The sequence below is a fragment of the Arthrobacter sp. TJ-254 genome, from assembly GCF_058269175.1.
In genome coordinates this window covers 182,448-203,959 of record NZ_JBZCNF010000003.1, presented here as the reverse complement: position 1 = coordinate 203,959, position 21,512 = coordinate 182,448, and the positions used below count along the sequence as shown (strand labels likewise).

The 21,512-nt window shown below is 65.5% G+C and carries 20 protein-coding genes and 1 pseudogene; 16 read left to right on the top strand and 5 right to left on the bottom strand.

Annotated features, from left to right (window positions below; translation table 11 throughout):
* The first annotated feature begins 11 nt into the window (after positions 1–11).
* The 7 genes from AC4D14_RS09685 to AC4D14_RS09655 all read left to right on the top strand — a co-directional run bounded on the left by AC4D14_RS09685 (position 12) and on the right by AC4D14_RS09655 (position 5,649).
* The gene (locus AC4D14_RS09685) at positions 12–1,067 is read left to right on the top strand and encodes an asparaginase (RefSeq protein ID WP_490901819.1); all 1,056 of its coding nucleotides are present in this window, start codon (positions 12–14) and stop codon (positions 1,065–1,067) included.
* A gap of 3 nt (positions 1,068–1,070) precedes the next feature.
* Complete coding sequence (locus AC4D14_RS09680) at positions 1,071–1,958, top strand: polysaccharide deacetylase family protein (protein WP_490901818.1); 888 nt, start codon at positions 1,071–1,073, stop codon at positions 1,956–1,958.
* Positions 1,958–3,352: an MFS transporter gene (locus tag AC4D14_RS09675; protein ID WP_490901817.1), complete on the top strand. Its 1,395-nt coding sequence runs from the start codon at positions 1,958–1,960 to the stop codon at positions 3,350–3,352. Before AC4D14_RS09680 ends, AC4D14_RS09675 begins: the two co-directional genes overlap by 1 nt.
* Entirely contained in the window at positions 3,336–4,103 is a 768-nt protein-coding gene (locus tag AC4D14_RS09670) for an SDR family NAD(P)-dependent oxidoreductase (protein WP_490901816.1), read from the top strand. Before AC4D14_RS09675 ends, AC4D14_RS09670 begins: the two co-directional genes overlap by 17 nt.
* On the top strand, positions 4,103–4,807 hold the full coding sequence (locus tag AC4D14_RS09665) for an SDR family NAD(P)-dependent oxidoreductase (RefSeq protein ID WP_490901815.1): 705 nt from the start codon (positions 4,103–4,105) through the stop codon (positions 4,805–4,807). Before AC4D14_RS09670 ends, AC4D14_RS09665 begins: the two co-directional genes overlap by 1 nt.
* 41 nt (positions 4,808–4,848) lie before the next feature.
* The gene (locus tag AC4D14_RS09660) at positions 4,849–5,202 is read left to right on the top strand and encodes a hypothetical protein (protein WP_490901814.1); all 354 of its coding nucleotides are present in this window, start codon (positions 4,849–4,851) and stop codon (positions 5,200–5,202) included.
* A gap of 141 nt (positions 5,203–5,343) precedes the next feature.
* Positions 5,344–5,649 carry a GNAT family N-acetyltransferase gene (locus AC4D14_RS09655; protein WP_490901813.1) on the top strand — a complete coding sequence of 102 codons (306 nt, stop codon included), beginning with the start codon at positions 5,344–5,346 and terminating at the stop codon, positions 5,647–5,649.
* Between the two features lie 163 nt (positions 5,650–5,812).
* Here the strand turns inward: AC4D14_RS09655 and AC4D14_RS09650 are convergent, their stop codons facing one another.
* On the bottom strand, positions 5,813–7,087 hold the full coding sequence (locus AC4D14_RS09650; RefSeq protein ID WP_490902382.1) for an NAD(P)/FAD-dependent oxidoreductase: 1,275 nt from the start codon (positions 7,085–7,087) through the stop codon (positions 5,813–5,815).
* A gap of 278 nt (positions 7,088–7,365) precedes the next feature.
* Positions 7,366–8,856, bottom strand: a pseudogene (locus tag AC4D14_RS09645) (MFS transporter); the annotation flags it as partial.
* A 614-nt stretch (positions 8,857–9,470) separates the two neighbouring features.
* Here AC4D14_RS09645 and AC4D14_RS09640 point away from each other — a divergent pair.
* Together AC4D14_RS09640 and AC4D14_RS09635 are read left to right on the top strand one after the other, a co-directional pair.
* Complete coding sequence (locus AC4D14_RS09640; protein ID WP_490901811.1) at positions 9,471–10,340, top strand: CPBP family intramembrane glutamic endopeptidase; 870 nt, start codon at positions 9,471–9,473, stop codon at positions 10,338–10,340.
* A 13-nt stretch (positions 10,341–10,353) separates the two neighbouring features.
* Positions 10,354–11,322 carry an NAD-dependent epimerase/dehydratase family protein gene (locus AC4D14_RS09635; RefSeq protein ID WP_490901809.1) on the top strand — a complete coding sequence of 323 codons (969 nt, stop codon included), beginning with the start codon at positions 10,354–10,356 and terminating at the stop codon, positions 11,320–11,322.
* Between the two features lie 54 nt (positions 11,323–11,376).
* Here AC4D14_RS09635 and AC4D14_RS09630 read toward each other — a convergent pair whose 3' ends face one another.
* From AC4D14_RS09630 to AC4D14_RS09620, 3 genes are all read right to left on the bottom strand, one after another.
* Complete coding sequence (locus tag AC4D14_RS09630) at positions 11,377–11,874, bottom strand: SRPBCC family protein (RefSeq protein WP_490901807.1); 498 nt, start codon at positions 11,872–11,874, stop codon at positions 11,377–11,379.
* Positions 11,871–12,212: an ArsR/SmtB family transcription factor gene (locus AC4D14_RS09625; RefSeq protein ID WP_490901806.1), complete on the bottom strand. Its 342-nt coding sequence runs from the start codon at positions 12,210–12,212 to the stop codon at positions 11,871–11,873. The genes AC4D14_RS09630 and AC4D14_RS09625 overlap by 4 nt, the downstream gene beginning before the upstream one ends.
* Before the next feature lie 533 nt (positions 12,213–12,745).
* Entirely contained in the window at positions 12,746–12,892 is a 147-nt protein-coding gene (locus AC4D14_RS09620; RefSeq protein WP_490902407.1) for a hypothetical protein, read from the bottom strand.
* Between the two features lie 6 nt (positions 12,893–12,898).
* On the opposite strand from AC4D14_RS09620, the gene AC4D14_RS09615 reads away from it, so the two are divergent.
* The 7 genes from AC4D14_RS09615 (at position 12,899) to AC4D14_RS09585 (ending at position 21,498) form a co-directional block, all read left to right on the top strand.
* Positions 12,899–14,473 (top strand): HNH endonuclease signature motif containing protein, encoded by a 1,575-nt coding sequence (locus tag AC4D14_RS09615; protein ID WP_490902380.1) that lies wholly within the window; start codon positions 12,899–12,901, stop codon positions 14,471–14,473.
* A gap of 254 nt (positions 14,474–14,727) precedes the next feature.
* Entirely contained in the window at positions 14,728–16,077 is a 1,350-nt protein-coding gene (locus AC4D14_RS09610; protein WP_490901804.1) for an ABC transporter substrate-binding protein, read from the top strand.
* Positions 16,077–16,970: a carbohydrate ABC transporter permease gene (locus AC4D14_RS09605; RefSeq protein ID WP_490901802.1), complete on the top strand. Its 894-nt coding sequence runs from the start codon at positions 16,077–16,079 to the stop codon at positions 16,968–16,970. Before AC4D14_RS09610 ends, AC4D14_RS09605 begins: the two co-directional genes overlap by 1 nt.
* Positions 16,967–17,839, top strand: a complete 873-nt coding sequence (locus tag AC4D14_RS09600; RefSeq protein WP_490901800.1) for a carbohydrate ABC transporter permease — start codon at positions 16,967–16,969, stop codon at positions 17,837–17,839. The genes AC4D14_RS09605 and AC4D14_RS09600 overlap by 4 nt, the downstream gene beginning before the upstream one ends.
* 49 nt (positions 17,840–17,888) lie before the next feature.
* Positions 17,889–18,971, top strand: a complete 1,083-nt coding sequence (locus AC4D14_RS09595; protein ID WP_490901798.1) for an ABC transporter ATP-binding protein — start codon at positions 17,889–17,891, stop codon at positions 18,969–18,971.
* A complete protein-coding gene (gene ggh, locus AC4D14_RS09590; RefSeq protein ID WP_490901796.1) occupies positions 18,968–20,332 on the top strand; it encodes a glucosylglycerate hydrolase in 1,365 nt (454 codons plus the stop codon). Before AC4D14_RS09595 ends, ggh begins: the two co-directional genes overlap by 4 nt.
* Positions 20,329–21,498, top strand: a complete 1,170-nt coding sequence (locus tag AC4D14_RS09585; RefSeq protein ID WP_490901795.1) for a glycerate kinase — start codon at positions 20,329–20,331, stop codon at positions 21,496–21,498. The genes ggh and AC4D14_RS09585 overlap by 4 nt, the downstream gene beginning before the upstream one ends.
* Positions 21,499–21,512: the final 14 nt, after the last annotated feature.

Sequence of the window (21,512 nt, the reverse complement as noted above, 5' to 3'; positions counted from 1 at the left end):
CCGAGGTGAAAATGAGTAAAGATGACGAGCCGCACGTGGTTCTGCTTGCCACCGGCGGAACAATCGCGTCGCGCCGGTCCGCCGAGGCGGGCGGAGCTGCCCTCGCCGAAGATTCAGGAGAACTACTCCTTTCGACCGCGGGGGCCCGGAGCGCCCCGGTGCGCGTAGTCGACGTCATGACCAAGGGTTCCTACCTGCTGACGTTCCTCGACATGCTCCGTATCTGCGCCTCAATCCAGGAGGCGCTGCGCAACCCCCGCGTGCTCGGGGTTGTGGTCACGCATGGCACCGACACCACGGAGGAGACGGCCTACCTCGCCCACCTCCTCCACGCCGACCCGCGGGCTGTTGTCTTCACCGGAGCACAGCACGCCGCGGATGCCGAACGCCCCGACGGGCCAAGCAACCTGCGCAGGGCCCTTGCCGTCGCGGCCTCCCCCGCTGCCGCAGGACAAGGGGTGCTCGTCAGCTTTGCGGGAAGCATCTTTCCCGCAGCCGGGGTGCGGAAAGCCCAGACAACCAGCTCGCAGGCCTTCGCAAACCCCGACATCGGCGCGGCGGGAACCGTCACCGAATCCGGCGACGTCGCCCTCCGCGCCGCCACCCCGCCGTTCGAACCCCTGCCGCTGCCGCCGGCCGGCGCCCAGCCGCGCAGGGTCGACGTCGTCGCCTCCTACCCGGACGCCGACGACGTCCTGCTGCGGGCAGCGCTGGCGGCCGGTGCTGCCGGAATCGTGCTTCAGGGAACCGGCAACGGCAACGCGAACCCGGCAATCTGCTCGGCCGTGGCAGAAGCGGTGACGGCGGGCACCGTCGTCGTCACGAGCACCCGCGTGCATGCCGGACCGATCGTGCAGGTGTACGGGGCCGGCGGCGGGAAGGACCTTGGGGCGGCTGGGGCGATCCCGGCGGGCCTGCTCAAACCCTCCCAGGCCCGGATCCTCCTGCAGCTGCTCCTCACCCTGGGCATGTCGCCGCCCGAGATCGCCGAGCAGTTCTCCCAGCGCGGCAGCCTCCTCCAGCACCCAGTTCCCCATGCTCCGTCATTCACCCCCACGAAAGGTTGAATCATGAAAAAGGAAATACAAGTTGCGTTCGGAGTGGACGTCGACGCCGTCGCAGGAATGCTCGGATCCTACGGCGGGGAGGACTCCCCCTGCGACATCTCCCGCGGACTGTTCAGCGGCGAGGTCGGAGGGCCGCGCATCCTGCGGTTGTTCGAGAAGTACAACCTACCCTCGACGTGGTTCATCCCCGGCCACTCCCTCGAAACCTTCCCGGAACTGGCCGACATGGTCGTCGAGGCGGGGCACGAAATCGGGGTTCACGGGTACTCCCACGAAAACCCCATCGCCATGACCCGGGAGCAGGAGACCGCCATCCTCGACCGCTCGATCGAGCTCATCGAAAAGGTTTCGGGACAGCGGCCCACCGGCTATGTGGCGCCGTGGTGGGAGTTCTCGCCTGTCACAAACGAAATCCTCCTCGAGCGCGGCATCAAATACGACCACTCGCTCATGCACAACGACTTCTCGCCCTACTATGTGCGCGTCGGGGACACCTGGGACAAAATCGACTACTCCCAGCCCGCCGAGACGTGGATGAAACCCCTTGTCCGCGGACAGGAGACTGACCTCGTCGAGATTCCGGCCAACTGGTACCTCGACGACCTCCCGCCAATGATGTTCATTAAGGCGGCCCCGAACTCCCACGGGTTCGTGAGCCCCCGCCACCTCGAGGAGATGTGGCGCGACCAGTTCGACTGGGTCTACGCCGAAATGGACCAGGCCGTCTTCACCATGACGATCCACCCCGACGTCTCGGGCAGGCCCCAGGTCCTCCTCATGCTTGACCGCCTCATCCAGCACATCAACTCCCACGAGGGTGTCAGCTGGCACACCTTCGACCAGATCGCCGATTCGTTCCTCGCACGGAGCCCCCGAAAGGAAACCAAGTAATGTCCACTCAAGAGGCAGGCGTCGACCTTTCGACGCCAACGGGAGACGAAAAGCGCCGTTTCCCTTCATTCACCAAGAAAAACACGACGACGGCCACGATCCTCGCCCTGCTCGCCTGGACCGTCGCGGTCTTCGACTACGGCCTGTTCGGCACCCTCCTGCCCGCCATGCAGGAGGAGTTCGGCTGGACTGCGCCCGAGGCGTACGCCATCAACACCTGGATCGCAGTCGGTACGGCGATCGTCTGCTTCGGCATCGGCCCGGTGATCGACCGGCTCGGACGGCGCAAGGGCATGATGGTCACCGTCGGCGGTACTGCCGTCGTCTCGGGCCTCACCGCTCTGGTCCCCACAGGGCTTGGTTTCATCAGCAACGGCCTGCTCGTGTTCGTGCGCTCCTTCGGCGGCCTCGGCTTCTCGGAGCAGGCGGTGAACGCCACGTACATGAACGAGGTCTACCAGGTCACCGAAGATGAGAAGAAGCATAAGCGCCCCGGCTTCCACTACTCGTTCATCCAGGGCGGCTGGCCGCTGGGCTTCCTCCTTGCGAGCGCCCTGGCCCTTGTCTTCCTGCCCATCTTCGGCTGGCGCGCGCTGTACCTGATGGCCACCATCCCGGCGTTCATCATCGTGTTCGTCATCTCGAAAAAGCTCAAGGAAACCCCCCAGTTTGAGCTCCACCACCGGCTGACCGAGCTCGAGAAGACGGGCAAGACCGAGGAGGCGCACGCCCTGGCCCGCAGCTTCGGCGTCGAACACTCCTCCACCGCTCCCCTGAAGCGCATCTGGGAGCCCGAGCTGCGGCGGAACACAATCGTCTTCTCGCTCGCCTGGATCCTCAACTTCTTCGGCATTGCGATTTTCAGCGTTCTGGGCACCTCGGTTCTCGCAAACGCGAAGGGCGTCGAGCTGTCGACGGCTTTCTGGCTGCTGATCGTCATCAACCTGCTCGCCTACTTCGGCTACGTGTTCCATGGCTGGATCGGCGACAAGATCGGGCGGAAGCGCACCATCATCGGCGGCTGGATCATCTCCGGGCTTTCGTTCGCTGTCATGCTGAGCCCCCTGGTGGCAAGCCCGTTCCTGATCATTCTGACCTACGGCACTGGTCTGTTCTTCCTGGTCGGCCCCTACGCGGCCATCCAGTACTACATGGCCGAGTGCTACCCCGTCAGCTGCCGTGCCACCGGCCTCGCCTTCATCGGTGCGATGAGCCAGCCCGGCACAATCATTGGCGGTGCGCTGTTCACGATCATCGCCGCCGCCGCCGGAACCGGTCCCGCGGCCCTCTGGGTCGGCGCCTTGGGCACGCTGCTCTCGGGCTTCATGATGATGGGTGCCAAGCACGTCGACGCGGTTATGCGGGAGGAGTCACCCCATGACATCCCAGCCTGAGGTAGCGATCATCACGGGTGCTGCAAGCGGCATCGGCCGCGCCCTGGCGGTCAATTACGCGCAGCGCGGGGTCGTGTCGATCATCGGCACCTTCCCCGGGGATCCCCACGATCCCGAGCAGACCCTCGACCAGGTGAAGCACGCGGGCGGAATGGGGATCATCCACGAGGTGGACGTCCGCTCCACCGAGTCGGTCGATGCCTTCGCTGAGCGCGCCATCACCGAGTACGGCAGGCTCGACTACGCCATTGCCAACGCGGGAATCCTGCGCAACGCACCGTTGCACGAGCTGTCGGACGAGAAGTGGGACGACATGCTCAATGTCGACCTCACCGGGGTGCTGCGCACCCTGCGGGCCGGCTCGCAGCAGATGAACGACGGCGGCGCACTGGTAGCGGTGTCTTCAATTGCCGGGGGCGTGTACGGGTGGGAGGAACACGCCCACTATGCGGCCGCGAAGGCGGGGGTGCTGGGGTTGGTGCGGAGCGTCGCCGTCGAACTTGGACCCCGGCGGATCCGCGCCAATGCGGTGATTCCGGGGCTTATCGAGACTCCGCAGTCGCTCGATCCGGTCAACTCGCTGGGCCCAGAGGGGCTCGAGCGGGCCGGCAAGGACATCCCGTGGGGCCGGGTGGGCCGCCCGGAGGAGGTTGCCAGTGTCATCGGCTTCCTCACCTCGGACGCTTCCGTGTACATCACCGGGCAGGCGCTCATCGTTGACGGCGGCCTGACCGTCAAGATGAGGGCCTGATGGATTCCTTCGAGGGACGCGGGGTCGTTGTGACAGGTGGCGGCAGCGGCATCGGAGCCGCCATCGCCGATGCCTTCCGCTCAGGTGGAGCCCGGGTGGCGGTGCTTGACCGCAGGCCGGCACCCGGCTCCATCCCGGTGGACGTCGCCGAAGAGCACAGTGTCTCCGACGCATTCGCCCAGGCCCGAAAGGACCTGGGCAGGGTCGACATCCTGGTGAACAGCGCCGGCCTGCTGACCGAGTCACCGCTGCAGGAGATGAGCCTCAAGCAGTGGAACGAGACAATCACAGTGGATCTCACGGGCGTCTTCCTCTGCTGCAGGGAGGTGCTCGGCGAAATGCGCGAACAACGGTGGGGCCGCATCATCAACATCTCCTCACAGCTCGGGATCAAGGGCGGAACCGGCCTAAGCCACTACAGTGCGGCGAAGGCAGGCGTCATCGGCATGACGAAGTCGCTGGCCCTTGAGGTGTCCGGCGACAACGTCCTGGTCAACTGCATAGCGCCGGGGCCGATCGAGACTCCGCTCGTCGACGGCATCTCCGAGGAGTGGAAGGCCGCCAAGCGGAAGGAGCTCCCGCTGGGGCGCTTCGGCACACCGGCGGAGGTCGCACCCACAGCCCTCCTGCTCGCGAGCGACCCGGGCGGGAACCTCTTTGTCGGCCAGACGCTCGGGCCTAATTCCGGCGACGTCATGCCCTGAGAGGAGCAATTCGGATGTGCGGAGCGTGCGGCAGGACAGTCGTGGCCGATGAACTGCTGGGGCCGGTGCGCACCCAGCGCCAGCAGTTCATCGTCGCCTCCACCATCTCTGCGCTGTGCGGGCAGCTTCCGGGTGTCCCCGGCGTTACCGCTGCCGGGGACACCTGGCTGCTGCGCTGGCCCACCGGTGCCGTCCGGCAGTGCAGCACCGTGGGCGAAGTCTGGGCTGCGGTCGTGGCCGGCGCAGCGGCAGGCAACGGCACCCTCGGGCGGCTGCGCGACCGGCTTTCGGCCGAGCGGCAGAACGCCGAAGACCTCCCCCGCGTGGTGATCGACGCCGGCCTTTCCGCGGTGCTGAAGCGTCTTCCCGAGGCGCAAGCGCCCACCGCCGGTTGAACTGGTGGCGGTGGGCGCCCGCCCCGGAGGAGAAACCGGCGAGGCTGAGCCGGTGCCGGGCTCCGGCCCGCACCGGAACGGGGGCGTCGTTGACCGGGTGGTGCTGGAGTGAAAAACTGGCGGAGACGCCGAGGAGGAACGATGGGCAGCGCACATGCGGAAGATCAGGCGGAACTGACGGTTCGGGACGATCCGGAGAAGCTCCGATTCGTTGCCTCGATCGGTGAGGAGGCCGTGGGAATCGCCGCCTACGAGATTGAGGACGACCGCATCGTGTTCACCCACACGGTCGTCGACGAGGAGCTGGAGGGCCGCGGGGTCGGCAGCACCCTCGTTAGAAGGGCGCTGGACGAAGCGAGGGCTAAGGGGCTCAAAGTTGAAGCGAAGTGCTCCTTCGTCCAGGACTTCCTGGACAAGAACCCCGAATACCGGGATCTGATCGGCTGAGCCCCGTCCCGGAGCTTCCAGACGCGGCTTCCGCAGCCGAAAGCGCCTTGCGCATTCGAAAACGACGGGCGCACCCGATATTCCCGGTGCGCCCGTCGTTTTCCGGTGCGCCCGTCGTGAGAGCGTGCGTCCGACACCGCCGAGAACCTCCCGGTGATCGCGCTCAGGCCCTGCCCTTCAGGATCAGGTACCAGTACACCTGAGGGAGCACCCTGCGGTCGGCAATCCACGTCAGGCGCCGCTCCCGCGCGAGATTCACCCATCGGGGCACGGTGGGCATTGGCTTGTACTTGTCGTCGAACTCCGAGAAAACAACGGTGGAGCGGGAAACGGTAAACGGGCACGCCGAATAGTTGTTGTATTTCGCCTTTGGGGTTTTGCCCTTCAGTGTCTTCTTCAGGTTCTTCGCCAGCACCGTGGTTTGTTGGCGCAAGGCGGCCCCGGATTTCGAGTTTCTTGTCGCAGCGGCATCGCCGAGGGACCAGATATTGGCGTAGCGGGCGTGCCGGAGGGTCAACGGGTCAACCTCGACGAACCCCTTGGCGTCCCCGACGGCCGGCAGGCTTGTCGGCTTGAGCCAATCCGGGGCCGACTGCGGCGGCACCGCATGAAGGACGTCGTACGAGATCCGCTCGGTTTCGGCGCTGAGGAGGTTGCGGATCACGACGCTGCGTCCTTCGGGGTCGACTTCCGCGAGCTCGCTGTCGTAACGCACCTCGATCCCGTATTCGGCGATCTTCCGGTTGAGTTCTTCGTCGACGATCTCCATGCCGAAGACAGTGGGAGTGGGGACCACCAGCACCACGCGGATGTCTTCGAGCACACCCTGCTCCCGCCAATAGTCGCAGGCAAGGTACATCGGTTTTTGGGCCGCTCCCGCACAGGTCGCCGGGCCCGGCGGCTGGGTGAACACCACGGTTCCCGCCCGCACCTTGCGTAGTAGTTCCCACGCCTTGGGCGCGAGCTCGAACTCGTAATTCGAGACGCCGTACGGTGAGGCCATGGCTTCAGCCAGCCCGGGAATCGAATCCCAGTCCTTTTGGATGCCCGGGCACACGACGAGTTGCCCATATCCCAGCCGCACGCCGGAGCCGAGGAGAATCGTATTGGCATCATGGTCAACGTCGACCGCGCTGTCCCGGATCCACCGCACCCCGCGCGGGGTGGTCGAGGCCTGGGAACGCACGGCCTCGTCGGGTTGGGCCGTACCGCCGCCGATGTGCGAGAAAAGCGGCTGGTAAAGGTGGCGGTCGCGCGGCTCGACAATCGCCACGTCCTTGACCCCGTATCGGCGCAGCCGTGCGGCAAGGGAGATGCCCGCGTTTCCGCCGCCGATCACCACGACCCCATGGTGGTCCCCCTCGCGTGCCGACGATGCGTCGCCGGCCTTGGGCCTCGCCCGCCGAACCGGCACTGGAAGCTGGGAGATCCGTGTCATGAGTCCCATTCAGCAGTCTCTTTCCTGCCGGCGCCGTGCCGGCCGTCGGTGCAGCGGATACCTGTTCCACGCTCGGAGTCCGGCGAACGTGCCGAGCCATGCCCGGAAGAGCCCCTTTGGGCGGACCGGGCGTGGCTCGACCCTACAGGCGCCGGCTAGGCAGTGACAGGCCAAACGGGTACTTGAAAATTGCCTCAGGTGCCCGGAAGGGGCCTGGCCTCAGGGCCGGACGTCGTTGGGGTTTTCACCGTCCGGGATCCGGAAGGCACTGCATCGGGCGGAACGATGTCCACTGTCCGCCGCAGGGCCTGCTCGCGGATGAGAAGCACGCACACAAGCGCGACGACGGCGACTGCCGCGGTAACCAGGAAGATCAGCGCGGTGCTGTCACCGTAGGCCGCGCGGACGATTTCCGCGGCGGGCCCGGGCAGGTCGAGCGGATCGAGTGTCCCGGTTCCGGTTGGCGTTATGCCGGCCGCCCGCAGCCCATCGGCCGTGCGTGCGCCCACCTGGTTACCGAGGATTGCGCCAAGTACCGCGACGCCGGCCGCGCCTCCGAGGGACCGGAAAAACGCAACCGAGGCACTGGCGGTGCCGACATCCTTCAGCGCAACGGTGTTTTGGACCGCGAGCACGAGATTTTGCAGCATAAGGCCGAGTCCGAGACCGAACACAAAGGTGTAGACGCCGACGAGCCACAGCTCGGTGAGGTGGTTGATCGTTCCGGCGCCCCCGAGCCCCGCGATCAGGAGGATGGCACCAGCAATGAGGAACCGCTTCCATTTTCCGTACTTGGTGACAAGCCGACCCGCACCAACCGAGCCGATCAGGTTGCCCGCGATCATGGGCAGGGTGAGCAGGCCGGCCTCGGTGGGAGTGGCTCCGCGGGCCACCTGGTAGTACTGGCCGAGGTAGGTGGAGGAGGCGAACAGCGCGATTCCGACGGCGATCGAGGCGATGATGGCCAGCGCCGTCGTACGCTCGGAAATGATGGCGAGCGGGATGACCGGGTCGGCAACCCGCCGCTCGACGGTCAGCAGCAGCAGGAGCAGGAGCAGGCTTCCACCGACCATTGCCGCGCTGTGCCACGACCACCACGCGTAGTAGCCCTCCTTGCCTGCGAAGGACACCCAGATGAGCAGGAGGCTGACGCCCGCGGTGAGCAGGACGGAGCCGAGCCAGTCGATGCTGACGCGGCGGGGCGTGTGCTCAAGTTTCAGCGTGACCTGCAGGAGCACGAGGGCGACGACGGCGAGGGGAACGCAGACAAAGAAGGTCCAGCGCCAGCCGAGGGCCGAGTCGACGATCAGGCCGCCGAGCAGCGGTCCACCGGCGGTTGCGACAGCCATGACTCCACCGAGGTATCCGGAGTAGCGTCCACGTTCTCGGGGCGGAATGATCGTCCCGACAACGGCCATGGCCAGGGCTGTCAGGCCTCCCATTGCGACACCCTGGACCACCCGGGCGGCCAGCAGCAGTGGAATGGTGTGCGCCAGTCCGGCCACCACCGAGCCTGCGACGAAGATGATAATACTCAGTTGAACGAGCAGCTTCTTGTCGAACAGGTCGGCCAGCTTGCCCCAGATCGGTGTGGTTGCCGCGTTGGCGAGCAGGGCTGCGGTGATGACCCAAGCGAAATCGGTTTGGGAACCATTGAGGTCGGACATGATCGTGGGCAGCGCGTTCGCCACGATGGTACTGCTGAGGATCGCCGTGAACAGCGCGGCGAGCAGGCCGGTAAGGGCCTGGAGGATCTGCCGGTGGGTCATGGCGATGGAGTTGTGAGTGCCGGAGGGGGTCGTCGTCGTGAGGTTTTTTGCCATCAGCGTCTTGCTTCCAGTGTTGTGGAGTGGTGGCGGCCGTCATTGCCCGACTATATAGTTGCTTGCAGTAACTATAAGGTAACCGAGGAGATGCGGTCAACATCGGCATGCGGAGGGCCCGAGCGGTGCCGGGGACCGCAGGCGGAGGCCGAGGTGAGGAGACCTGGGTGAGGAGGCTCGGGTGAGGAGGCTCGGGTGAGGAGGCTCGGGTGAGGAGGCTCGGGTGAGGAGGCCGAGGTGAGGAGGCCGGGTGAGGAGGCTCGGTGAGGAGGGCTGGGTGAGGAGGCCTGACTGAGGAGGCGTCGAGGGCCAGCGGCCCGAGGTAGGGATATAGGGGAAGGGCAGCCTCGAGGGATCCCGGGGGCCTGTCGGAGGCCTGCGGGCCGTCTCGAAAGGCCATCGGCTCCCCATCGAACCGACGCCGCCTTCGGAAAGTCATTCACCCGCCACACCGGCGAAAGTAATCTGGTGCTGTTCGTCGGTTGCAGGCAGGCACGCGTCGCGGTTGGGAGAGGCAGCCTGCCCAGAGCGGGGCCCGTCCCCATCAGTGGAGTGCCGGTATGACCGAGATGATCAAGCGCCATCCGATCGCCGTGCTGCTGGTGTGGTTTTTCACCGCAGGGCAGCTTATTGCCTTCCTCCCCCGTATTGCTGCCGCGCAGGGGGTTGAGCTCTCAGGGCCTCTCTTCGTCGTGGCAAGCAACCTCATCGGACTCCTGCTGGCGGCGCTTGTGCTCACCCGGCTTTGCGAAGGGCGCGCAGGGGTCAGAGCGCTCCTGAACCGGATCCTTATCTGGCGGCTGAACACCTGGTGGTACGTCTTCGCCGTCGTCGTCGTTCCGCTTGGAGCTTTCGCACTTTCGCTCGCCCTCGCCGGTCCGCCTGAAGCCTCCGGAGCCGTTCTTGCCGCGGCACTGGTTCAGGGACTGCTGCTGCAGACATTTCTCGGCCTGATCATCAGTAACCTCTGGGAGGAAGTGGCTTGGACGGGTTTTGTCCAGGTACGGCTGCAGCAACGGCACGGCGCACTGCGCGCAGCAATCTTCACAGCTCCCCTGTTCGCCCTGCAGCACGCCGCCCTCGTTGCGGGCGGTTCCTTGGTGACGACGGTCGTACTGCTCCTCGTGCTCACCCTGCTCGCCATCCCCTTCCGGGCGGCAACGGGCTGGCTCTACAACCGCACCTCAAGCCTGCTCCTCGTGGGGTTGTTACATGCAGCCGGGAACGCGGCAGCCGTGCGGGGGTGGCCCGGCGATGGGATGCTTCCCCTGCTTTACCCGACCGAGAACTTCGGACCGATCCATCTTCTGGCGTCCGCCGTCGTCGGCCTTGTCGTTATCGCGGCGACCCGGGGACGGCTCGGCAGCAGGTCCCGGCAGGGTGGGCCCACAACGGTACCCGGCACAGAGGCGGCAAGCCGGCAAGGGTGAGGGAGCGACGGACATGGATCCTGCGGAGAAGGTACACGTTGTCATCGGCGCCACGGGCGGCACAGGCGGCGCGCTGGTTCGGGAGCTCGTGAGGCGGGGAAGGCGCGTCAGGGCGGTGAGCCGCGGGGGTGCCGCCGACGTCCCCGACGGCGTCGAGGTCCGAGCCGGCAATGCACTGGACGAGGCCGGGATGATCGAGGTGTGCCACGGTGCGGGCGTCGTCTACAACGCGGTGAATCCTCCTCTGCACCGTTGGCGTGAGGACTTCCCTGTAGCCGTTGACGGCGTCCTAGCGGGGGCCGAAGCTGCCGGAGCGCGAATGGTGTTTGTCGACGACACCTGGATGTATGGGCGGGTGGCTGCCCCGATGACGGAGGATCTGCCGTACCGCCCGGTCAGCGACAAGGGAGTGCTGCGGGCCTGGCTCGCGGAGCGGGTGCTTGCCGCACATGCGCGGGGAAGTGTCGCAACAGTGATCGGCAGGGCGACCGAGCTGTACGGCCCGAGGGTGGAATCACTGGTGGGGTACAACCTGTTCGGCGCTGCGGCATCCGGGCGGACGGGCTTATGGGCCGGGGCCTTCGATCAGCCGATCGCGCCGACCTTCATTGGTGATTTTGCCGTTGCCTTGGCCGACCTCGGCGAGCGCGAAGCGGCACTGGGCGAGGCTTGGCACGTCCCGACGCCTCCGCCGGTGACCGCGAAGGAGTTCATCGACCTCATATCCACCGAGACCGGACACCGCCTGCGCGTGCGCCGGATAAGGGCGGGCGCGGGCAGGGCCCTGGGAGTCGTCTCGCCGGTTGCCCGTGCGGGCGCCGAAACCCTCTACCAGTTTGATCAGCCCCACAGCGTTGACGCCTCGAAGTTCCTCAGCCGGATCGGGCCGGGACAGATCACCTCCTATGAGGAGGGAATCCGCCGGACCCTCGCCTGGTACCGCACCGCTCCGCGCAGGAGCCTGCTTCCCAGAGGTAGCTGAGGGAAGCAGGCTCCTACGCTTCGGCGGTGCGGCTCGGGTTGGTGGTGCGGCTCATCACTGGCTGTCGGCGTGCTGCTGCAGCCCTGCAAGCACCTCGTCGAGGCGCTCGTTGCCTTCAACGACGCCGCCCTCCATGCCGTTCTCGATCATTGCATCGCGGGCCTCGAGCGTCGGGTACACGGCGTGGGCGACGGCGCGGGTTCGACCGCCCTCAAGTTCCTCGAAGGTCACGCTCTCGATGCTGACGTAGCCGGGGGCACCGAGGAACTCGAAGGTCTGGATGATCCGCTCAGGGGGCGTCGCCGAGTGGAAAACTCCGCGGAACGCGTACGCCGTCCCATCAGTATCTCGGTGCACGAAGGACCAGGACCCACCGTCGCGCACGTCGTACTCCCCCAGTTCCATGGTGAGCCGGGACGGGCCAAGCCACTTCACTACGAGCTCGGGGTCAGTGTACGCGCGGTAGACGAGCTCGCGCGGGGCGTCGTACTCGCGGACGATGTCGATGAACGGCTGGTTCGGCACTGCTGTGATGTTGGTTGGGTTGCTCATGATTCCTTCTCCTTCAGTGTGTCGAGCACTGTGTCGAGGCGGCGGAACTGCCGCTCGACGTTGAGCCGATGGGCGTCGATCCAACCGGTCAATGCCTCAAGTGCAGCCGGATCGAGGTGACAGGGGCGTCGTTGCCCCTCCCTGGTGCGGGTGATCAATCCTGACTGCTCGAGCACCTGAATGTGCTTCGAGACAGCCTGCTTTGTGATGGGGAACGGTTCGGCGAGTTCGTTGACGGTTGCGGGACCGCGGGAAAGCCGGGCGATTAGTGCCCGACGGACGGGGTCGGCGAGGGCAGCGAAGGCTGAGTCGAGCTGTTCCTCAGATCCTTGCTCCATGATCCACCTATCGGTTGATCAACTAGTTGGTTGATAATATAAAGCTAGTCCTCCTCCAAGGGCTGGTCAAGAGTATTTATGGCGAATTTTCGTCGGGCTCCCTCCCTGCCCACTAAAGGGAGGTGGCTCTCGACCCGGCCGGAGAACACGTTTCCGCCTCGTTCCCCCGGAAGCGGGTGCACGGGCGCCGTGATGCCCTCGCGGCAAGCGGGCCAAGCGGGCGAAGTTTGCAACCGGACAACGGGGTGAACCAGGCAACCAGGCAACCAGGCAAAGCGGGCGGAGTGCCGCATCATTGGCGAACCGCCAACCTGACATAAAGGATGGCCATGCGGCAGGGTGCGCACCACTAGTTCGTGCGGGCGACAGGTGCCGATCCGCGGACGATCGGTGAACGCCTGAGGCCGTGGATTGCCATCCTCCACTTGTCCTCCACAGGCCCCCATTTAGCCGCTTATTCGAACTCGTGTTCGATAAAATGAGTTATGGCTACGGCACCGATTGAACAGCAGGGGGACGCCCCGGTGTTTCTCTCAGCTGTGCAAACCGAGCTCCGTGAGTTTGCCAACGATTTCGCCGCACGGTTCCTCCTGCTGGGTGGGAACGAGGTTGCCGAGACGGTCGACGGAATCGAGGCCTTGTCGAAGATTATCGAACACCTGCAGGTACTTGGGGCCCACGCTGTAATGAGCTTGGGCATGGCGTCAACCGGCGAGCAGACCGGGTGGTTCACCCCCTCGATTGGGACGACTGGCAGCGCATTCATCGCCGGGGTTGCCGGCATGGTGCACCCCACCAGCTCGGTCAGCACGGCCAGCACGGTCAGCGCGGTCAGCACAGTTACCTTCGCCGACCCAGAAAGCTCAGCGACCCTGGCCGACACAGTAAGACCAGCAACCTTGGCCGAATCAGCAAGCTCAGCCACCCCGGCCGGTCACGCCTCATCACTCGAGGGAACCGGATCCCATCGCGAGTTTCGCAATACCGCCGACTTCCTTCGCGCGCGTCTTCGAATCAGCCGGAGCGAAGCGAATCGACGACTGAGACTCGCGGAAAGCACCCAGCCACGGCTTCTGCTCGGCGGCCAAACAACAGCGGCGCCTCTTGAAGTTCTTGGCGAAGCCTTTGGCGCCGGGCAGGTCAGTGGGAGGGCTGCTTCGCTCATCAGGGATGCGGTGGAAAGAGTCAGGCCCGTTGCTGAATCCCGCGAACTCGATGCAATGGAGCGCCACTTGACGCGTCAGGCGACGGAGAGCGACGAGGACATCCTGCGGGTCGTGGCTCGGCGGTGGGAAAGCACCCTCGACCAGGATGGGCAGGAACCATCCGAAAAGTTGCTGCGCGCACGGCAAGGGGTTTTCCTTCGCGGTCGGCGCAACGGACTTCACTACCTGGAAATCGGCGCGACCGACGAACAGTTTGAGCACCTGGCCACCGTGATGAACGCAACAACGAACCCGCGATCACGAGCTGCCATACGCAAGGTTGACTCCGAGCACTCCTCCGGTGCGGCAGTGGCCTCCCAATGGAGCAGTCTCCAGGCCGAGAGTATTTCCGCCACTGACGGCACTCATACAAATTGCGCCACTCATACAGACGACGAGGACGGCGACAGCAGAGAAGCCGGCAGCACCACCTCTGCACCCGGACTCGACGACGGTTCGACCCGAGCGCAGCAGTTACTCGAAGGACTAGTGGGCGCGTGCAGGATCGCGTTGGCAGGGGATGGTCTTCCCGCGACCGGTGGCCACCGCCCCCAGGTCATGGTCGCCATCGACTACAGGACGCTGTTGGGCGAGCTTGGGCAGGCCGGTGACGCCGTGTTTGCCGAGCAGATTTCTGCACGAAGCATCCGCCGGCTTGCCTGCGACGCCGACCTCCTTCCTCTGGTTCTCGGCGGCAAGGGCCAGATTCTCGATATCGGACGAAGCCAACGATTGTTCCCACCCCACTTGCGGCGCGCACTGGTTGCCCGCGACAAGGGGTGCGCCTTTCCTGACTGCACCATTCCCGCCACCTGGTGCGAAGCCCACCACATCGTTCCATGGGAGAAGGGCGGCACAACCAAGCTCAGCGACGGAGTGCTCCTGTGCTCGCACCACCACCACCTGATCCACGAAGGTTCCTGGACGGTGCAGTCGAGGCACGGCATTCCATGGTTCCTGCCTCCACACCATCTGGATCCGCGGCAGAAGCTTCGACGCAACGGGTACTGGTCGGCCGGTGACTCCACGAAAGCCGCACAGCTCCAATTGGAGTGAAGGTTCTCCTGCGTACGCACCTGCTGGGTCACGGAATCCAGAACGGCTCTGGGATCTCTCCATTGACCTGCTGGGGGAGATAGTCGCTCCTCCCACCCGTTCCGTCAGTCCTTCCAGCCCCGCCGCCTCTGCCAGCCCCGCCGCCCCTGCCGGCCGCCCTCCCTGGCAGGCGGAGTGTGGCGCTTGACACACTGAAGCTTTCGTCTGATGCTTAGACAGAAGATGCAACGAAGCGCTTTTGATCGGAGCCATCAGTGAAAAACACCCCTCCCCCACTCCTGCAGCACTCCGTCTCACGGCGCAGTGCACTACTGGGAGGGCTTGGTGCAGCACTCTCGATCCCCTTCCTCTCCTCCTGTGCCGGATTCGACACCAGCGGTGCCGTCGCCGGCAAGGGAACCGTCGGCTTCCTCTCGACCCAGTTCACGCCGGTTGAAGAAAAGCAGCGCTTCGAAGAGGTCCTGAAGAAGACCCTGAGCGTCCCCGTCGCCTATAACTCGGTCGACCCCGGTGTCTTCACCTCCACAATCCAGACGCAGACCCAGGCAGGCAATGTAAAAACCGCCCTCCTGGGTGGGCTTCACGGTGAACTTGCCCCCCTGGCTGACTCCCTTGAAGACGTCGACCAGCTCCTGAGGGACCTCTCCGGCAGCGGCTTCAACAAGGAGATCCTCGAACTGACCAAGGTCGGCGGCACAACCTCGAAATACGTCCCCTGGATGCAGGCAACGTACGTCGTCGCCGTCAACAAGAAGGCCCTCGAGTGGCTTCCCAGCGGTGTCGACGTCAACGACCTGACCTACGAGGGCTACCTGAAGTGGGCGCAGGCCGCCAAAAAGGGGGCAGGAAGCCCGGTCTTTGGAATGCCCGCTGGCCCCAAGGGGCTCCACCACCGCTTCTATCAAGGGTTTCTCCTCCCAAGCTTCACCGGCGGCCAGATCACAACGTTCCGCAACGAAGACGCCGTGACCGCGTGGGAGTACATGAAGGAGTTGTGGGATGCCACGGTCCCTGCCTCAACCAACTTCGACGCAATGCAGGAACCTCTGGCGCGCGGCGAGGTGCTTGTCGCGTGGGACCACGTTGCCCGGTTGATCGACGCCCCGGCCAACAACCCCGACGAGTGGCTGATGGTTCCAGCCCCCCGCGGGCCGAAGGGGCGCGGCTACATGCTGATCGTCGCCGGCGTCGCCCTTCCCAAGAACGGGCTGGAGCGGGACCGGGCGGAGCAGGCAATCCGCGGGCTCGCCGAACCCACAACCCAGATCGAGACGCTGCGCAGCAACGCCTTCTTCCCGGTGGTCCAGACAGAACTTCCTACGGACCTTGCCGGTGCAATCGCCCTTGAAGCCGCAGCGGTTAAGCTGCAGCAGCAGTCCCCCGACGCACTCCTGGCCCTTCCCCCGGTGGGCCTCGGCCCCAAGGAGGGCGAGGTGTCCCAGATCTTCAAGAACTGCTTCCAGGAGATCTGCCTCAACGGCTCGGCCGTCCAGTCAACGCTGGATGACCAGGCCAAACAGCTCAACACCATCCTGCAGGAACTGAACGTCCCGTGCTGGGCTCCCGACCCCGTCTCATCCGGCGAAAAGTGCGAGGTAGCGTAATGACAGTCGATTCACCCCCGGCCCCGGTCCAACTGGACACGCCCGCCCGTCCCCGCCGCATTCCGCCGGCGGTCATGCTCATCGCCCCCTCGATCGTCTTCATGGCGCTGCTCCTCGGCTGGCCGGTCATCCAGGGTGTACTCCAGGCCTTCCGCGGCGACGAAGGCTTCACCCTCGAGTTCGTGAACCGGATGGTCGAAGACCCATACTTCTGGCCCGCAGTCCGCAACACGCTCTTGCTGATCGTGGTGATGATTCCACTTCAGTTTGCCTTCGCCATCACCATGGCGCTGCTTCTCCGGTCGAGTCCACGCCTCGACAAGGTCCACTTCTTCGTCTGGGCCATCCCCCTGGCACTGAGCGACCTCGCCGCCGGCCTCGTCTGGCTCTCAATCTTCAACGACCGCGGGTACCTCAACTCGGTGCTCGCCTCCATCGGCATCGACACCATCCCCTGGCTCGCCTACGACAACCCCACCACCCTGTTCCTCTGCGTCCTCATCGCCGAGGTGTGGCGGTCGACGTCGCTGGTGCTGGTCATCGTGGTTTCAGGACTTCAGGGAATCCCCAAGGACTACGACGAAGCCGCCCAGGTGTTCGGGGCGACGTTCTGGCAGCGGCTGCGCCATGTCACCCTCCCGCTGCTCAAACCGAGCCTCCAGGTGGCACTGATCCTGCGGACCATCCTGGCGTTCCAGACCTTCGCCGTCGCGCAGGCGCTCACCGGGCAGAACTTCCCGCTCGTCGTGGGTGAGACCTACCGCTGGTACACGGCCCTGCAGAACCCCAACGTGGCTGCCGCGCTTGCACTGGTCATCCTCGTAGCGTCAATGCTGATCTCCATTTTTTACCTGCGGGCTCTCCGCGACAAAGGGCAGGAAGGCACCCGATGACGACGACACGCACGCTCGACGCGATCCCAGCACCGCCCGCGGTCGACGAAGCGCCGCTGAAGCGTCAACGGCGGAACCGGGCACTGCTGCAGGCAGTCTGCGTCCTGATTTCGCTGTTCATGCTGATCCCGATCTACCTGATCTCCCTCGCCGCCCTCTCCACACGCGAGTCCCTCAATGAATTCCCGCTGAGCCTGCTGCCGACAAACCTCTCCTTCGAGACGCTCGGCGCGTTCCTCGGCTCCACTGGAATCGTCGGAGCCTTCGGCAACTCAATGATCGTCGGCATCGGAACCCTGCTGATCTCGGCCCTGATCGGGGTCCCGGCGGGCTACGCCCTGGCCCGGTTCGCCTTCCCCGCAAAGGAGCCATACCAGCTGTTCCTCCTGTTCACCCGTGCGCTGCCCATCGTGGTCCTCTCGGTCCCCCTGGCCCGGCTCTTCCTCACCGTTGACCTGTACGACACGACCTACGCGGTCATCCTGCTCCATACGGCACTGGCACTGCCGACGACGATTCTCATCTCCGCGAGCGTCTTCCTGAGCGTCCCGATCGATGTCGAAGAAGCGGCCCGCGTCTTCGGCTGCACGCCCGCCGGCGCATTCCTCAGGGTCGTCATGCCGATGGCACTCCCGGGTCTCGCAGCTGCCTCAATCTTCACCTTCGTCATGTCCTGGAACGAGGTGCTTGGCGCGTCGATCCTCACGCTCGATCACCGCACCCTTCCGGCCCAGGTGCTCACCTCGCTCTCCGACTCCCCCTTGGCGTACCGGTTCGCCGGTGGGTTCGCACTTGTGATCCCTTCGATCATCTTCATCGCGTTCATGCGCCGCTACCTGACCAATATGTGGGGCTCAACGATCCGCTAGCCCGGCAGCACCCCTCCCAGCCAACTCAGAAGAATTGAAGGAGCCGATCATGGCGGACATCACTATCTCCCACCTCGTCAAGACCTATCCCGGCGGCACCGAACGGGCAACCGACGACGTGTCGCTCGACATCAAGGACGGCGACTTCACCGTGCTGCTCGGCCCATCGGGCTGCGGCAAGACGACCCTCCTGCGCATGCTCGCGGGCCTCGAACTGCCCGACTCCGGGTCGGTTGCCGTTGGCGGCAAGGACGTGACCTACCTGCCGCCGAACAAGCGGAACATCTCGATGGTGTTCCAGTCGTACGCGGTCTTCCCCCACCGCAAGGTTCGCTACAACATCGGTTTCGGGCTGCTGATGACGAAGAAGCCCAAGGAAGAGATCGAACGCAAGGTCCAGTGGGCCGCGGACCTGCTTCAGCTCGGTCCGTACCTTGACCGCCTTCCTGCCCAGCTCTCCGGCGGCCAACGCCAGCGCGTCGCCGTGGCACGGGCTATCGTAATGGACGCCGACGTCCTGCTCATGGACGAGCCGCTCTCGAACCTCGATGCGCTGCTCCGCCTGACGTTCCGTTCCGAACTGAAGAAGATCGTCAAGGACCTGAAGACGACGACCGTCTACGTCACGCATGACCAGAGCGAGGCACTCTCCCTCGGCGACCAGGTGGCGGTGATGCGCAAGGGACGCATCGCCCAGTTGGGCGACCCGCTCGACGTTTACGACGCTCCCGCCGACCGCTTCGTTGGAGGCTTCATCGGGTCCCCACCCATGAACTTCATCAACGCCGCCGTCTCCGCGGACGGCGATGCGCTCATCGTCGGTGACCAGCGGCTGCGGGCGCCGTCGCTCCTCAGCTCGTTCTCAAGCTCCGACGTCGTCCTGGGCATCCGCGCAGAGAACGTCGGGGTGGACACGCAGCGGTCCTCCGGTGATCTTCCGGGGCGGGTGCTGGTCGTCGAACCGATGGGGTCCTCAATCCTGCTGACCGTTGAAGTGGAAGGCCAGACGATCAAGGTCCAGGCCCCGCCCACCTTCCGCACGTCGCCCGACGCAACGATCTGGCTGACCTTCTCGTCGAACAGCATGCGCTTCTATGACCGTGAAACCGCAATCGCATTGGTGGCAAAATGACATTCGATACCCTCAGCACCGACCAACTCCGCAGCACGGCGATCGAGGTACTCCGGCTGAACGACCTCGGCACGATGACCACCGCCGCGCCGAATCTCTACCCCCACCAGTGGAGCTGGGATGCCGCCTTCGTGGCAATCGGCCTTGCCCGGTTCGACGTACCCCGCGCCATCACCGAGATGCGGACCCTCATCAACGCCCAGTGGACAACCGGGATGATCCCGCACATCGTCTTCAGCGACAACGACACCGGCTACTTCCCCGGCTTCGACCGATGGGGAACCGCCGGTGCCGCGGCAAGGCCCGCAGCGGTGAAGAGCAGCGGCATCTGCCAGCCGCCGGTTCACGCGATCGCCCTTCGGCACATACTTGACCGGGCTCGCGAAAACGGCGGCACGGACCAGTCCCAAGCAGAAAGCTTTCTGAGTGAGTCCTTCGACGGCTGGCTCGCCTGGCACCGTTGGCTTGCCGCAGTCCGGGACCCCGACAGCGTTGGCCTCATAGAAATCCACCACGGCTGGGAATCCGGTTTCGACAATTCGCCGCGCTGGGACGGACCCTACTCGCGCGTTGAACCCGGACCGGTTGCACCCTTTACCCGCCGGGACACCCTCCACGTCTCCGACGTCAGCGAACGCCCCGACGACGCCGAGTACACGAAGTACCTGTGGCTCGTTCAGCAGATGGCCTCCGTCCAGTTCGACGACGACGCCGTCCGCGGCATCGTCGACTTCCGGGTGCGGGACGTGTTCTTCTCCGGGATCATGGCCGCCTCAAGTGACGTCCTCGCCGACCTCGGCGACGAGCTTGGCCGCAGCGTTGAAGCCCGCGAGCTGAGGGAACTGGCTCAACGCTTCCGGGACGGCGTGGCCTCGACAATCGATCCGGCAACTGGCCTCGCCCGCGATTACGACGTACGGGCAGGGCAGTGGATCTCCACCGACACAGTCTCCGGCTTTTCCCCGCTGATCGCCGGTGGCGACTCTGCCCTGCTGGACCGGCAGCGGGAACTCCTCCTCGGTCCTGAGTGGATGGGCTACCCGGGCCTGCGCTTCGCGCTGCCTCCCTCAACCTCTCCCACAAGCCCCGCCTTCCGCCCCCGGACCTACTGGCGCGGCCCGGTGTGGCCCTTCCTGAACCTGCTCTTCGGCTGGGCGAGTTCCCGGGACTCCCAGGGCGTGCTCTATGAGGGCCTGCGCTCGGCGTCGTTGGATCAGTTGGCGGACCTGAAGTTCGCCGAGTACTACCATCCGCTCACCGGCGAACCCCTTGGCAGTTTTGCCCAGGCCTGGACCGCGGCGGCCGCACTCGAGTGGATCGGTGCCGCCGGCGTCGAGTTCCCCGCGACCGGATCCCGGTGAGCCGGACGGTGGAACGCGTCCTGATTGCCTGTGACAAGTTCAAGGGATCCCTCAGCGCCAGGGAGGTCGGTGCGGCGCTTGAGCGTGGAATCACGGCCTGCCAGCCGCAGCTGCTGGTGAAGTCGATCCCCATCGCCGATGGCGGGGAAGGCACGCTCGAGGCCGCCGTCAGTGCGGGCTATACCCGGGTTCCCGTTGCTGCGAGCGGACCAACCGGAGACCGGATCACGGCGTTCTTCGCATGGGAGCCGTCGACGCAGACCGCGGTCGTGGAGATGGCACAGGCCTCAGGACTTGCACGCCTTCCCGGCGCCCTTCAGCCGCTGACGTCGTCCACCTACGGAACGGGCGAACTCGTCCGATCGGTTCTCGACCGCGGAGCGCGCCGCGTCATCCTCGCGGTCGGAGGAAGCGCTTCGACCGACGGCGGAGCCGGATTCCTTTCCGCCCTCGGAGCCTCGATCACCGACGAGGACGGACGAAGGCTGGCGCCGGGCGGCGGAGTGCTCAACAATGCCGCCGCCGTCGACCTCACCGGCCTCGACGCCCGGCTCGGCGGCTGCGAGTTCGTGCTCGCCACCGACGTCGACAATCCGCTGCTTGGGCCCCGCGGCGCAGCGTCCGTCTACGGACCGCAGAAGGGAGCATCGCCGTCAGACGTCCTGTGGCTTGAGGCAGGCCTCACCCGCTTCTCAATAGCGGTGCGCCAGGCAACCGGAAACACGCGGTCGGCACACGACCTGCCCGGCGCCGGGGCCGCGGGCGGGCTCGGCTTCGCTGCACTGACCGTCCTCTCGGCCCAGACCCGCCCGGGAGTTGAGGCAGTGATGGACTTCACCGGGTTCACCGCCGCACTGGCCGAACTGAGCGTCGATGACCTCGTCATCACCGGTGAGGGCTCCCTTGACGCCCAGACCCTCAGCGGGAAGGCGCCTGCCGGGGTGGCCCTCGCGGCATCGCGCCGGGGTATCGGCGTTGTGGCCGTCTGCGGCCGTAACCTGCTCGACGAGGACTCGCTCAAGGCAATCGGGATCCACCGAACGTATGCGCTCACCGACGTCGAGAGCGACCTGCGCCGCTGCATCGATGAAGCCGGCCCGCTCCTGGAACAGGTGGGTCAACGCATCGCCACCGAAACCGCACTGACGCCGCACCCAATACAGTAGGCTCAACGGCCGCG